Below are 14,209 nucleotides of genomic sequence, written 5' to 3'. Positions count from 1 at the left end.
TTCCCAATTAGCGCTGTTGCATTTGTTCAATTTGACGGCGGAAGGCTTCTACATCCTGAAAGTCCTGATAGACTGAAGCGAAACGGACATAGGCCACGTGATCTAGCGCATACAGCGCCTGCATGACAATTTCACCAATCACCCGTGACTTGACATCACGCTCACCCAAACGGCGAATCTGTAGCTGAATATCACTCAACACCGCTTCAATCTGCTCTTGCGTCACCGGACGTTTTTGCAAGGCGTGCATCAGCGAGCGGCGCAATTTGGCTTCATCAAAGGGTTCATTTTTGCCATCGGACTTGATGACACGCGGCATCACCACTTCATAACTTTCAAACGTGGTAAAACGTTCCCCACAACTGATACATTCACGACGTCGGCGAATCTGGCAACCCTCGGCGGCCAAGCGCGAGTCGATCACTTTACTGTCTGCGGCGTTGCAAAATGGACAATGCATAGTGGTTTAACTGAACAAATCCCCATGGATTTCCGAGTGTAGCAAAATTTCGCTTCTTTGTAGAGTTTTACGCTACATATAGAAAAAAAACAGCCTTTTCAGGCTGTTTTACACAATATATAGCGATTAATTGTTTTAATTGATTATTCGATGCGTTCACCATGTTGGCTGAGATCCAGACCCATACGTTCATCATCGGCATTGACACGAATTCCAATCACGACGTCAATTACTTTAAGGATCACAAAAGTCACCACAGCACTATAAGCGATTGTTGCCAGGACGCCTTCAATTTGCACCCAAAGTTGCGTCATCATATTGGCAGGTACTTTATCACCCATGATGAATTCACTGGCAAATACCGCGGTGAGGATAGCCCCCACAATCCCGCCAACACCATGCAAACCGAAAGCATCGAGTGAATCATCGGCTTTCAGTGCACGTTTCAGTGCAGTAATCCCCCAGAAGCAGACCACACCGCCAATTAACCCCATCACCAAAGCACCGCTCACGGTCACGAAACCGGCTGCTGGGGTAATCACCACCAAACCAGCGACCGCACCGGAAGCTGCACCCAACACTGAGGCCTTACCGCGAATCAGTTTTTCTGTCATTAACCAGGAGATCGCCGCTGCTGCTGCTGCCACTTGGGTTGTTACCAGTGCATAACCTGCTGAACCATTTGCACCGAGTGCAGATCCGCCATTAAAACCAAACCAGCCCACCCAGATCAAACTTGCGCCCAGAACGGTGAGTGTCAAGTTATGCGGTGCCATAGACTCACGTCCCAAGCCCATACGGTTACCGAGCATGTATGCTGCAACCAGACCAGCAACACCAGCATTAATATGAACGACCGTACCACCCGCAAAATCCAGCGCGCCATCATTCGCTAACCAGCCGCCACCCCAGACCCAGTGGGTAATCGGTGCATAAACGGCAATCACCCAGATAGCAATAAAAGTAACAAAAGCCCCAAATTTCATGCGCTCTGCCACCGAACCGCTAATAATCGCAACGGTAATAATGGCAAAAGTCATTTGGAAGATAACAAAAAGAATTTCAGGAATGGTTCCCGTGACCGCATCTGTCCCGATACCGGCCAGCATGAGTTTTTCAAAGCCTCCCATGAAGGCATTACCGCTGCTAAAAGCCAGGGTATATCCCACTGCAACCCAAGCCAGGCTCACCACAGCTGCGGCGATAAAGCTGTGCGCCATGGTACTGAGGACGTTTTTCTTACGCACCATGCCGCCATAAAATAACGCCAGACCAGGAATCGTCATCAGCAACACTAAAGCGGTTGAAATCAGAATCCAGGCAGTATCACCGGTATCCGCTTTTGCCGGTGTTTCGGCAGGCGTAGTGGCCGTTTCTGCAGGGATAGTGGCTGCTTGTGTGGAATCGGTTAAGGCTGCTTCTGACGCCACAACGGTCGTCACTGGCTCCGAGCTTGTCGCTTCTTCGGCCCACGTAGCTGAACCACCTAACAATGCACCAGACAGGCTGAGTGCAAATAGCATTTTTTTCATTCGTGTCCCCCAACTTCAAGTTTTTGTGTTACTTGGTACTCAGCAAGCTTCGTGCCAAATTACACGGCATCCGGTCCAGTTTCTCCGGTACGGATACGAATCACTTGCTCAAGGTTGGTGACAAAAATTTTGCCATCACCAATTTTGCCAGTGCTTGCAACACGGGTAATCGATTCAATCACCTGATCAACCATTTCATCGCTGATCGCGATTTCAATTTTCACTTTTGGTAGAAAATCAACCACATACTCTGCACCGCGGTACAGTTCCGTATGGCCTTTTTGACGCCCGAAACCTTTCACTTCAGTGACAGTAATCCCTTGCACGCCAATGTCGGAGAGTGCCTCACGCACGTCATCCAATTTAAATGGTTTTACAATTGCAGTTATAAGCTTCATCTTTGTTTTCCTTCGGCTTGTTTCACCAGTAAGGTTTTATGTTCAATATTCATGCCAAGACTTCTAAAAGTTGGGGGAGATTAGAAGCGGTGTACATGAAAGCTCTTTATACCTTATTTTGTGACGGGAAATGTAGCGGCTTTTTAAAAATTCGACCTTTAGACTCAACATTCTTCCTGCGTTCAGGTCTACATTTTCTTTTCCTCATCAGGGCTATGGTCGCAGGTAGAGCAGTGTTAAACTCAAGCCTGAAAATTTCACCGGATTGCCCATGTTATGATCGAAACCTTATTACAAGCCATTCTGCAACAGCTGGATCAACCGAAAAAAGATCTGGAACACAACCTGCGTGCTTTACTGAGTGAAGCTGTCACCAAAATGGATCTGGTGACTAAAGAAGAACTGGAACGCCAACAAACAGCGTTACAAAATGCCAATCAACGTCTCAATGATCTCAACGAGCAAATTAAAACCCTCGAAAGCTTATTGCAGAACAAAAATTAAGCACCGAATAAGTGCAATATAAAGACAAAAACGATTAAAAATAAAGCAAAATAACGGAAAAATAATATGTCTTTTGCCAAAATTCAGACCCGCAGCCTGTTGGGGCTGCAAGCCCCTCCAATTGAGGTTGAAGTCCATGTCAGCCAGGGTTTACCGTCATTAACAATTGTCGGATTGCCAGAAGCAGCGGTACGCGAAAGCAAGGATCGGGTACGTTCGGCAATTTTGAACAGTGGTTTTCAGTTTCCGAGTAAACGCCTGACGATTAATCTGGCACCTGCAGATCTGCCCAAAGAAGGCGCACGTCTGGATCTGGCGATTGCGTTGGGCATCCTGATTGCTTCGGGACAATTACCTGAAGGGGTGACAGATGAGTTTGAATTTATTGGCGAACTGGCCCTTGATGGGCACCTCCGTCCGGTCAGCGGGATTTTAAGTATCGCGATGGCCTGTCAGCACAGTGGTCGCCAACTGATGTTGCCCGCTTTGAATGCAAGTGAGGCAGCACAATTACCGGATTTCCCGGTTTATCCGGTTCAGCACTTGAAACAAGTCTGTGCACATTTCTTAAAACAAGAAAAAATTTGTGCCGTTCATGCACCACTGCAATCCGTCGAAGAACCGCAAGCCCCCGATCTGGCCGATGTCAAAGGTCAGTTACGGCCGCGTCGTGCGCTGGAAATAGCAGCCGCTGGGGGCCATTCGCTGCTTTTTCGCGGCCCACCTGGCACTGGAAAAACCTTGCTGGCCTCACGACTTGCCGGTATTTTGCCACCGCTCTCTGCACAGGAAAATTTGCAGGTGGCCCGTATCTATTCGATTGCCAATACTGCCTACCGTTTTGGACAACGTCCTTTCCGTGCACCACACCATACGGCTTCTGCAATTGCCTTGGTCGGCGGAGGTTCTTCCCCCAAACCGGGAGAAATTACTTTGGCACATTTAGGTGTACTGTTTCTGGATGAGTTACCAGAATTCGATCGCAAGGTACTTGAAGTCTTACGCCAGCCACTAGAGTCCAAGGAAATTGTCATTTCGCGTGCTTCGCGACAAATGACCTTTCCGGCCAACTTTCAGTTAATTGCCGCCATGAATCCGTGTCCTTGCGGTTATGCTTTCCATCAGGACAAACGCTGCCAATGTTCAACCGAAGCGATTAAACGCTATCAGAACCGGATCTCGGGACCTCTCCTAGACCGGATCGATTTGCATATTGATGTCCCGCCACTCTCTAGTCAGGAGTTACAATCAACCGCTCCGGTAGAAAACTCAGCCAGCGTTCGTAGCCGTGTCGTGCAGGCTTATGAGCGACAAATACAACGGCAAAATGGACTGAATCATCAACTGTCTCCGCAGCAACTGCAGCGCTTTGCCTCACTCGATTCGGCAGCGCAACATTTAATTGACCTCGCTCAACAGCGTTTAAATTTATCCGCCCGCGGCTATCATCGGGTGTTGCGTGTTGCCCGTACTATTGCCGATTTGGCAGAAAGTGAACAGATCCAGAATGTGCATTTAAGTGAAGCATTGTCCTATCGCGGCAGCCAGACATAAAAAAAGCGAGAGTTAAACTCTCGCTTTCATTGGATACCAAGAATTAGAAGGTTTTCGTCAAGGTAAAGACAGCACCCGTGTCATATAGTTTCTTCTGTGCATCCGTCATCCCTGTTGTACTGATATTAGTACCGACCACATCCAATTGCGCGGTAATTCCAAGCACGTTATAGTTTACGCCCACTTTGTAATCGATATAGTCATCGTCTTTGCCTGGACCACCCGCAACGACCAGCAAAGATTCCTTATTTTTCAATTTATTGTAGCCGACAGAAGCAACTCCATTAAACCCGGTATTGGCGATTGGTGCTGAATAGCCTGCGTTAAAATACCAGAACTCATCACTGTGACCCCAATAATCATCGGAATACGCCACACCCAGACTTAAGGCATCCCCTTTGAACAGTGTTTCCGCAAAGGTTAACTTACCGAACACTTCGGTAAAGGCCATCCCGGTATCGCCATTGTTCTCAAATTCAGAATCCGAGCCAATATAGCCATAGTGAGTGACCCCAACATCATAGGTTGGTGCAAAACTTTCCGACAGCTTCAGGGTGTTGGTATAACCGAGAGTTGCATCAGTTTCAGTAGACACCCCTTCATAACCATCAAACTTAATACTAGAGCCCCATAAAGCCAAATAAGCACCGGATTTGTGGTTAAAGGTCAAACCGCCTTGAATAGCGGCATCATTCGAAGATTGTGAAATACCACGGAAGCGATAATCTGTGGTGACTGCAACATTCCCTGAAGCGGTGACCCCATAAAGCGATGGTTTGTCTTCGGCCATTGCCATCACTGAAGTACTCGCCAAGACACTTAAACTCAGTGTTTTCAATGCCAATTTTTTCATTTTTGCTCTCCCCCAATTTTTAATCATTGGTTTTTGCTGTTTTTGCGAAAAGTGGTTTATCCACTCTAGTATTAGCAATTGCTGTGCCAAGTTCAGCCAGGGATCCTCTATCACAAAAAGGATTTTCTTGAACTATTGTTGTTCTTTTTTGAGCCCTGCCATTTTTTATGCATAAAAAAAGTGCATAAATTTTATTCAACTTATGCACTGATCGAAAAAACCGTCTTAGAAATGGTAACGCATTCCCGCAACGAGCATATTTTTCTGATCTACACCCGCACGGTTTTCACCACCTACGACATATTTGAGCCAGCCACGTGCTTTGTCATTATTAAACAAGGAATGTGACACTTGTGCTGATGCGTGACGGAAAACCCAGTCTTTTTCAGTATTCAAAAAGGTTCCACCTTCAAACTTGCCATTATCCTGGTAATACGAAACACCAGTGGATAAATCCAGCTGAAAGCCCTGCGGCAATGGATGACTGTAGTCCAGACTAAAATAACTGTCCCATTGGTTCATATACACGGTGTCATTGAAATAGGTTTGTGCTCCGATACGGAAACTGTTACCGATTGCCGGATTAAGGGTGCGACCTGCACTGACACCTGCTTCGACACCCGTCGTATGGTCACTGCCTGGATAATAATAAGTCGCGACATTCAGGTCATAATTCCAGTCTTTGTATTTATTGCTATAACCGACAAAGAAATCATGTTCATAGTAGTCGGAAGATGGTGTTTTTAAATCTGCCAAGGCCTGTTGTTTCTGCTTATCCGACAATTGTGAATTGGAGCCAATTGCCACCTTGTCCTGAATTTCACTAAATGAATAACCTAGTTTTGACACCCAATACGCTGCATACAGACCTTTGTAATTGGCATTGACGTAGCCTTGCAACACCGTATCATCATTCTCTGGACTATTGGTACCACCACGAGAGACATAGGCAGAAACAACACTGAGCCAACCAGAAAATTTAACCTGATCTTGTGATTCCGGTTCTTGCGCAAACAGCAATGCAGGGCTTAAGGCAAGACTGCCAAGCAAAACAGAAAATTTATTCATGAGCAAAAAAGAGAGGAACAGCGAAGAAGGCGCGATTATAGTCAGAAAAAATGCAGTTTAAAATATGCTCAAGTTAATTTATTTACCAAATGGTTAATTTATTTAAATAAAAAAGGCTCGCAAAAGCGAGCCTCTTATAGCACCATAAAATCAACCAAAAGGTTAATTCATGATTATTTTTTCGCAGCTTCGATTGATTTCAATACTTCAGCTTTCGCAACGTCAGCACTTTCCCAACCACTGATTTTCACCCATTTGCCTGGCTCTAAATCTTTGTAGTGTTGGAAGAAATGTTCAATTTGACTGATCAACAGTTTTGGAAGATCCGTATATTCCTGAACATCTTTATACAACGGAGTTAATTTTTCGTGTGGAACAGCTACAAGTTTCGCATCCACGCCACCGTCATCTTCCATGTTCAGTTTGCCCACTGGACGGCAACGAATCACTGAACCTGGTGCGACTGGATGTGGAGTTACAACCAACACATCTAATGGGTCACCATCTTCAGACAGGGTATTTGGCACATAACCGTAGTTCGCTGGATAGAACATTGCGGTACCCATGAAACGGTCTACAAATAACGCATCAGAGTCTTTATCGATTTCGTATTTGATTGGCGCTGCATTGGCAGGAATTTCAATAATCACATAGATATCGTTTGGTGCATCTTTACCCGGCGGGATATTGTTGTAGCTCATAGCAACACTCTTTGACTATATAAATGATAGAGATAAATCTTGATCGCAGATTACAGTCCTGCAAACTTCGCAGTGATTATACCGTTTAGCTGGAAAAATTTGACAAGATTTCGCAATGCTGCACAGTTAAGTCATTTTCACGGTAATGACCAGCAGAAAAATCGGGCACAACAGCGATAGTAACCAAATAATGGAACGTAAGGTTGCCCAGTTAGCCAGATAGCAAATCCCGTAGAGCACACGAAAAACCAGGTAGGCAATCCCTAGGTTCATGATAATTGCCTGTGGCACTACCATGTATTCGGCCATCAAAATTGCAGCTATAAACACCGGCAGTCCTTCAAAACTGTTTTGCTGTGCAGCATTGGCACGTGCTGCCAAACCGGTGGTTTTCGCCAGAAATTCACGCGGGTTCTGGTTATCATGCGGTTTAAATCCGCCTGTCATCTTGGCAATGATGGCAAAAACATAAGGCAGTAAACAGGCTGCCAGAATGAGATAAATAATACCGCTAATGCCCTGCATGTCGATTATTCTCTTCAATTTTTCTTCAGCGCCTTATCATAGCATGGCGTTTGGCAAATAAATTTTGTTAAATAGGCTGTTTTAATCACCCGCCCATATAGGAAGCAACATGACCAGTCCTGAGCAAAAAGAGATGTTTGATATACTGGAAAAGCAGCGCCAGCATCAGCTTCAAGTCGACCGTGTCATGAAAATTGTCTTGCCGATTACCGCTTTTTTGCTTGCCGTCATTTGCGCCAATATGAATATTGGTTCACTGATCGGCACCTTTGTCGTACTGGTAATGGCATTTTTTGCGGTGGGAATTAAACGCCTTCCGCTTTGGCACTGGTTGCTGGTTATCCTGATTTACTGCCTGAGCGACAATCTGCTCAGTTATGGACAGTTTAATATCTCCGGTTTTAGCCGCCAGTTCGGCACCCTGTTTATTTTTGTCGGGATTGTCGGGGTGGGTCGCCCTTATTTTGATCGCTGGTTAATGCGGAAATAAAAAAAGCGCCCCTGAGGCGCTTTTTTATCGAATCACTAAGCCGATTTACGCAGATCTTTACGCAGAATCTTGCCAACATTGGATTTTGGTAATTCATCCATAAATTCCACATAACGTGGACGTTTATAGCCCGTCAGATTCTGCTTGGCATAGGACAGCACTTCTTCGGTGGTCAGTGATGGATCTTTTTTCACCACAAACAGTTTTGGCACTTCCCCTGATTTTTCATCCGGTACACCAATCGCGGCCACTTCCAGCACTTTTGGATGTTTGGCGATGACTTCTTCAATTTCAGAAGGATAGACGTTAAAGCCCGATACCAGAATCATGTCTTTTTTGCGATCAACGATTTTAGTATAGCCACGCTCGTTCATCACCCCGATATCCCCCGTGCGGAAGAAACCATTGGCGGTCATGGACTTGGCTGTTTCATCCGGACGGTTCCAATAGCCTCGCATGACTTGTGGCCCACGGATACAGATTTCACCCTGTTCGCCCAAGGGTACTTCGTTACCCTCATCATCGAGGATCGCCAGTTCAGTCAGCGGTAACGGAATACCGATAGTGCCACTAAACTCTTCCGAGGCTGGAGGATTCGCCGTTGCAACTGGAGAAGTTTCTGACAGGCCATAACCTTCAATAATCGTGGTACCGGTAATCTTTTTCCAAGCCGCTGCCGTTGATGGCAGAACAGCCATACCGCCGCCCATCGCCATTTTCAGTTTACTGTGATCCAGCTGTTGGAATTCTTCATTATTGACCAGAGCATTAAATAATGTATTGACCGCCGGGAAGAACGTAGGCTGGTATTTACGCAGCTCTTTAATCACCGCAGGCAAGTCACGCGGGTTGGGAATCAGTACATTGGCCTGACCTTTATACATGCCGTATAAGGCACACACCATAAAAGCAAAGATGTGATAGAGCGGTAAGGCACAGAAAATACGATCGTCTTTGTCACCGTCTTTGTTGCCAAACTTGCTCTGGAAAATCCCATCACACTGCAGCATATTCGCCACAAGATTGCGATGGGTCAGCTCAGCCCCTTTAGAAACACCTGTCGTACCCCCTGTATATTGCAATACAGCAGTATCACTGAGGGTCAAGTTCGGGCGTTTGTATTGGCTTGGGCTCACTTTATTAATGGCTGTATTGAATTTGACATGGCCCGGAATGTTCCAAGCCGGAATCTGTTTACGTACGGAGCGCAGTACGAAATTAACCAAAGTCCCTTTTAAGGTGCCAAGCATATCGCCCACGGTCGCAATGATCACGTGCTTGACCGGTGTTTTTCCAATGATGCTTTGATAGACAGTGGCAAAGTTTTCAATAATTACCAAAACTTCGGCACCCGAGTCATTCAGCTGATGCTCAAGCTCACGTGCAGTATACAGTGGGTTGACATTAACCAACACCAGACCAGCACGGAACACACCCAAAGCCACGACCGGATACTGCAAGACATTCGGCATCATGACCGCAACACGGGTTCCCTTAACCAGGCCCAGACTTTGCAAATAAGCTGCAAATTTACGGCTAGCCAGCTCTAACTCATTAAAGCTGAGCGTTTTATCCATGAAGATAAAAGCATCACGAGTACCAAATTTCTGAAAATTACGCTCGAAAACATCGAGTAAAGAGCTATTTTCTGGAGGTAATTCTACTGTTTCCGGAATCCCTGTTTTTTGGTATTCAGCGAACCAAATTTTTTCCATAATGCCAAAATCTCCAATCAGTAATCCTTAGTTTTTCAACGCTATTTTCTTAATGTGAGCTTCGTTGTTCGCTTTGTTTCTGCTCACTCTTACATCCATTTCCTATGAATAAGCTCATATATAGCCTATTTCTAGAAAAATACACCAGTACTATCTTTGAACCCAGAGTTTATTGGCTTTCTGATAGCCACGCGGTAAAAGCTGTCCTTTACCTGCACGTTTGCCGATATATTTTTTCAGGTCATCGCCCTTCAGTTTTAACTGCTGCTGTCCCGCTGCCACCTGAAGTACCTCGTTGAGATTCAGGGTCGTCATGCAAAGCAGTGATTCACCATCCTCTAATTGCATTAACTTATTCCCTTTGCCTTTATTCAGCATTGGCAATTCTGACAATTCGACCAGCAATAAACGCCCAGCCGAACTCAGCAAGGCCAGATGGCTCTGCTCATTCTCCACAGGCAGCACTGGCAGAGCCTGAGCAGATTCTGCCACGGTCAGGAAGGCTTTACCGGCCTTGGCACTGGTATCCAGCTGTTTGGCCTGAGTTTTGAAACCATAGGCATTTGAGCTGATCGCCAACAGTTCTTTTTCATCCTCGGCAATCAGCACCTGAATAAACGAAACCCCATTGGCTGGTGACAGTTTGGAGCTTAATGGTTCGCCCAAACCACGTGCCGATGGCAGCTGATTAATCGCCAGTGCATAACTGCGCCCGGTTTGATCCAGTACGTAGACCCGCTGGTTGGACTTACCAGATGCGTGGCTCAGGTACTGGTCTCCAGCACGATAGTTCAGGTTAGCGGCATCAACTTCCGCTCCTTTCGCGGCACGAATCCAACCTGCTTCGGACAAAACCACCGTCACTGCTTCGGCAGGTAGTAAATCCTGCTCCTTGATTTGTACCGCTTCCTGACGCTGCACGATCGGTGAACGGCGATCATCCCCAAACTTTTTCGCGTCGTCTTTGAGTTCCTGAATAATCAGGTTTTTCAAAGATTCAGGATTGGCCAACTGTTCACGAATCACCGCTGCCCGGGCTGCAAGCTCATCCTGCTCCTGACGGATTTCCATTTCTTCCAGCTTGGCCAGATGACGCAATTTCAGTTCAAGAATGGCTTCAGCCTGAATGTCATCAATATTGAAATGCGACATTAACACCGGTTTGGGCTGGTCTTCTTCACGGATAATTCGAATCACCGTATCAATATCCAAATAGGCAATTAACAGACCGGCGAGAATATGTAAGCGTTTCTCAATTTTATTCAGGTGATATTGCAGACGGCGCGTGACAGTTTGTTTACGGATTTCAATCCATTCCAACAGAATTTGTCGCACCGATTTCACCTGAGGTCGTGCATCCGCCCCAATCATGTTCAGGTTGACCCGATAACTGGATTCGAGATCTGTGGTGGCAAACAGATGGCTCATCACAGCATCGGCATCAATGCGGTTCGAGCGCAGCACAATCACCAAGCGGGTTGGCTGAGTATGATCGGACTCATCACGAATGTCGGTGACCAAAGGTAACTTTTTCGCCTGCATCTGGTCAGCAATCTGGCTAATCACCTTGGAACCAGACACCTGATACGGCAATTCACTGATAATGATTTCGTTTTTTTCCACCGTATACACCGCACGCATACGGTAGCTGCCACGGCCGGTAGATTGAATTTTCAACAATTCATCTGGTGGTGTGATGATTTCCGCCTGCGTAGGCAGATCGGGTCCCGGAATAAACTCCGCCAGTTTGCTGTCGCTCAACTGCGGATTGCGAATCAGGGCGATGGTGCCTTTCACCACTTCACGCAGGTTGTGCGGTGGAATATCAGTTGCCATCCCCACAGCAATGCCTGTCGTACCATTCAGCAAGATATTGGGTACACGGGCCGGTAAAGTCACAGGCTCTTTGAGTGAACCATCAAAGTTATCCTGCCAGTCACAGGTGCCCTGACCCAGTTCAGACAACAGTAATTCACTAAACTGCGACAGTTTGGCTTCAGTATAACGCATCGCGGCAAAGGATTTCGGGTCATCCGGCGAACCCCAGTTTCCCTGCCCTTCAATAAAGGGATAACGATAGCTAAATGGCTGTGCCATCAACACCATCGCCTCATAACAGGCCGAATCGCCATGCGGATGGTATTTACCCAGCACATCCCCGACGGTACGAGCCGACTTTTTAGGTTTTCCGCTATGCTTCAAGCCCAACTCGCTCATGGCATAAACGATCCGGCGCTGTACCGGTTTCAAACCATCACTGATATGCGGTAAAGCACGGTCCATGATCACATACATGGCATAGTTGAGGTACGCTTGTTCGGTAAACTCGGCTACGGAACGGTTTTCTGTCGCATGATGCGCAAGGCTCGTCATAACAACCAATAATCCTGATTCATCATTATAGGAGGAAAGCCTTATGCTATGCCGCATCGGCATAGGGCACAAGGGCATTAAGAATCACAACACGTCAAATTCTGTCTTTTTGTTTTATATGATCGGGTTTTCTTTTTCCCGTTAAAAACCAACACAACCAACAACTCGTCAAAAAAAAGTAAAATAAGTCACAAAAAATCTAGGGTTTTCACTATAATAATCACGCTTTAAATGTGGTGTAGAACAGCGGTTAAAAATCACTTGTATCATCCAACATAAGGTCACAAGATATGGATGCAATGGAAGCCTATATTCCCTATCAGCTGCGGGCAAAATTACAACAAATCGCACCAGTTCTGGATCTAGACTGGCAGCGCCAAATCGAGCAAATTTTCGAAACCACAGACGCCCATCTGCATAAAACCATTGAAGACCATTATTTAAAAAACAAGAATATTAAATGGGACCCCCTGAAAGAAACTTTTGAATTCAAAGGTTATGTGGGGGTAGATGCTCTGGATGCATTGATTCGTAATCCGAGTATCCGCCAACTCGGCAAACAGATTCAGCTGACCTTAGATAAATTACCCAACTACCGGGATGTCTTTCAAATCGCTGATTATCTGGAAAGTGTGCTGAACGAAATTGATCACATGCCACTTGATGACCACAGTGAAATTCAAAAAGAAAAACATGCCCTGCGCACGGCATTTTTACAGGACGCCGCTTCACTGATCCGGACCATGGATTTTGCTGTACCGGAGACCATCCGCAAACTGACCCTAGAGCAAATCCGCTGTTTTATTCTGGAAGTCTATATCAAGCGTGAAATTGTCGGAGACTGGTTCTCGGTTATTTCTCCAAGTGACTATGCTCAACAGGAATTGCCCATTTTTCAGGATTTCTTGCTCAAAGAACAGAAAATCCGCGATTTTGATGTCATCGCGAGCTCAAAATTCTTTTTTATTATTGGTAGTCCAACCGAGTATGAACAAAACCCCTATTCTATTCGGCGCTTTCTGACTGAAGAAAGTTTTGGTTTTGAAGACAAAGTCTATTTAAATGCGGTCGTACTAGATCCCGCAACGATTGCAGATGAGCATGTGGAGCAGGACTTTAAATGGCAAATCAGTCGTATGATTACCATTCAGCGCCAGGTCAATCAAAATATTATCCAGCTGATCGAAGGCCTACATCACTACAATCACACAAACCTGCTACCGCTTTTGCATGAACCGTTAAATGCAGCCGGTTATCCCGTCGATCAACTTGTCAATGAACGTCTGCTGGATATCGAAAAAATGCTTAGCATGCATATTCTAGAGCCATTACAAAAAGGTCTAAGAACCGCGATCCAGCAACCCGATGAGCTGGAGTTCAGTTTCTTAAATATACAACGCCTGATGACTGAAATTCTGAATGCCTATGAGGACTTTTCCAATCAACCTGTTGTTCTTTTTAACAATCAGGCACGGATTTTTAAGCACCGTTTGGTCGCCTATCTGAAATTGCTGCAAAAGCGTCGCCAGCAAATTTTTATGTTGTTTGAGAATGAAGAGCATTTCTTGCAGCAGGACAAATTGGCCAAAGCACCGCTCGAACAGATGATCAACCAAATCAATCAGGCGATTGAACAAAGCCGCGAGATTCAACTACAAATCCGCCAGAAAGAGCGCGAACAAGGGGAAAAAGCTGGTTTCTTGAAGCGTATATTCAGCAAATCAGAACAGCAACAAAAAGAAGTCGAGCGACTCAAAAACATGCTGAACCAGATTCGTGAGGAATGCTATATGGACATTATCCGGATCACCAAACAATACCCGAAACAAAGTGTCTATTTAGAATCCGAAAGCCTGATTTCGATTAACAATAAAGAACGTAATTATGCTTTTGCCAATGGTGAGAACGGTGTCACTCGTTTACCCATTTTGTTGCAATTGCCTGAAGATCGTAACAACTTTAATCTGCAAAGTGTGTCTGCCACGCTCAACTTTGATTTGAGCAAAGCCTCCCAACTTTGGAAAACCATATAATCC

At 45.8% G+C, this 14,209-nt stretch carries 14 protein-coding genes; 4 read left to right on the top strand and 10 right to left on the bottom strand.

Annotated elements, in window-relative coordinates; genetic code table 11:
- Nucleotides 1–7: 7 nt before the first annotated feature.
- From nrdR to glnK, 3 genes are all read right to left on the bottom strand, one after another.
- The gene (gene nrdR / locus PGW99_RS00845) at nucleotides 8–460 is read right to left on the bottom strand and encodes a transcriptional regulator NrdR (protein ID WP_273778197.1); all 453 of its coding nucleotides are present in this window, start codon (nucleotides 458–460) and stop codon (nucleotides 8–10) included.
- Nucleotides 461–603: 143 nt separating this feature from the next.
- Entirely contained in the window at nucleotides 604–1,992 is a 1,389-nt protein-coding gene (locus PGW99_RS00840; protein ID WP_273778196.1) for an ammonium transporter, read from the bottom strand.
- A 59-nt stretch (nucleotides 1,993–2,051) separates the two neighbouring features.
- Nucleotides 2,052–2,390 carry a P-II family nitrogen regulator gene (glnK, locus tag PGW99_RS00835; protein ID WP_273778194.1) on the bottom strand — a complete coding sequence of 113 codons (339 nt, stop codon included), beginning with the start codon at nucleotides 2,388–2,390 and terminating at the stop codon, nucleotides 2,052–2,054.
- Nucleotides 2,391–2,666: 276 nt separating this feature from the next.
- On the opposite strand from glnK, the gene PGW99_RS00830 reads away from it, so the two are divergent.
- Nucleotides 2,667–2,894, top strand: coding sequence for an accessory factor UbiK family protein (locus PGW99_RS00830; protein WP_273778193.1), 228 nt, complete (start codon nucleotides 2,667–2,669; stop codon nucleotides 2,892–2,894).
- 66 nt (nucleotides 2,895–2,960) lie between these two features.
- Nucleotides 2,961–4,448, top strand: a complete 1,488-nt coding sequence (locus tag PGW99_RS00825) for a YifB family Mg chelatase-like AAA ATPase (RefSeq protein ID WP_273778191.1) — start codon at nucleotides 2,961–2,963, stop codon at nucleotides 4,446–4,448.
- A 43-nt stretch (nucleotides 4,449–4,491) separates the two neighbouring features.
- On the opposite strand, the gene PGW99_RS00820 is transcribed toward PGW99_RS00825, so the two are convergent.
- From PGW99_RS00820 to PGW99_RS00800, 5 genes are all read right to left on the bottom strand, one after another.
- Nucleotides 4,492–5,301 (bottom strand): TorF family putative porin, encoded by an 810-nt coding sequence (locus PGW99_RS00820; protein WP_273778190.1) that lies wholly within the window; start codon nucleotides 5,299–5,301, stop codon nucleotides 4,492–4,494.
- Nucleotides 5,302–5,320: 19 nt separating this feature from the next.
- On the bottom strand, nucleotides 5,321–5,500 hold the full coding sequence (locus PGW99_RS00815) for a hypothetical protein (protein WP_273778189.1): 180 nt from the start codon (nucleotides 5,498–5,500) through the stop codon (nucleotides 5,321–5,323).
- A 26-nt stretch (nucleotides 5,501–5,526) separates the two neighbouring features.
- Nucleotides 5,527–6,369, bottom strand: coding sequence for a hypothetical protein (locus PGW99_RS00810; protein ID WP_273778188.1), 843 nt, complete (start codon nucleotides 6,367–6,369; stop codon nucleotides 5,527–5,529).
- A 173-nt stretch (nucleotides 6,370–6,542) separates the two neighbouring features.
- On the bottom strand, nucleotides 6,543–7,070 hold the full coding sequence (gene ppa, locus PGW99_RS00805) for an inorganic diphosphatase (RefSeq protein WP_273778186.1): 528 nt from the start codon (nucleotides 7,068–7,070) through the stop codon (nucleotides 6,543–6,545).
- 126 nt (nucleotides 7,071–7,196) lie between these two features.
- Nucleotides 7,197–7,595: an MAPEG family protein gene (locus PGW99_RS00800; RefSeq protein WP_273778185.1), complete on the bottom strand. Its 399-nt coding sequence runs from the start codon at nucleotides 7,593–7,595 to the stop codon at nucleotides 7,197–7,199.
- Between the two features lie 109 nt (nucleotides 7,596–7,704).
- On the opposite strand from PGW99_RS00800, the gene PGW99_RS00795 reads away from it, so the two are divergent.
- Entirely contained in the window at nucleotides 7,705–8,085 is a 381-nt protein-coding gene (locus PGW99_RS00795) for a hypothetical protein (protein WP_273778183.1), read from the top strand.
- A gap of 35 nt (nucleotides 8,086–8,120) precedes the next feature.
- Here the strand turns inward: PGW99_RS00795 and PGW99_RS00790 are convergent, their stop codons facing one another.
- Nucleotides 8,121–9,800 (bottom strand): long-chain-fatty-acid--CoA ligase, encoded by a 1,680-nt coding sequence (locus PGW99_RS00790; RefSeq protein ID WP_273778182.1) that lies wholly within the window; start codon nucleotides 9,798–9,800, stop codon nucleotides 8,121–8,123.
- A gap of 150 nt (nucleotides 9,801–9,950) precedes the next feature.
- Entirely contained in the window at nucleotides 9,951–12,173 is a 2,223-nt protein-coding gene (gene parC / locus PGW99_RS00785; RefSeq protein WP_273778180.1) for a DNA topoisomerase IV subunit A, read from the bottom strand.
- A gap of 290 nt (nucleotides 12,174–12,463) precedes the next feature.
- On the opposite strand from parC, the gene PGW99_RS00780 reads away from it, so the two are divergent.
- Nucleotides 12,464–14,206 (top strand): hypothetical protein, encoded by a 1,743-nt coding sequence (locus PGW99_RS00780; protein ID WP_273778179.1) that lies wholly within the window; start codon nucleotides 12,464–12,466, stop codon nucleotides 14,204–14,206.
- Nucleotides 14,207–14,209 lie beyond the last annotated feature (3 nt).

It is taken from the genome of Acinetobacter sp. GSS19, from assembly GCF_028621895.1.
Lineage (GTDB): Bacteria > Pseudomonadota > Gammaproteobacteria > Pseudomonadales > Moraxellaceae > Acinetobacter.
This window is presented reverse-complemented; position numbering and strand designations above follow the sequence as displayed.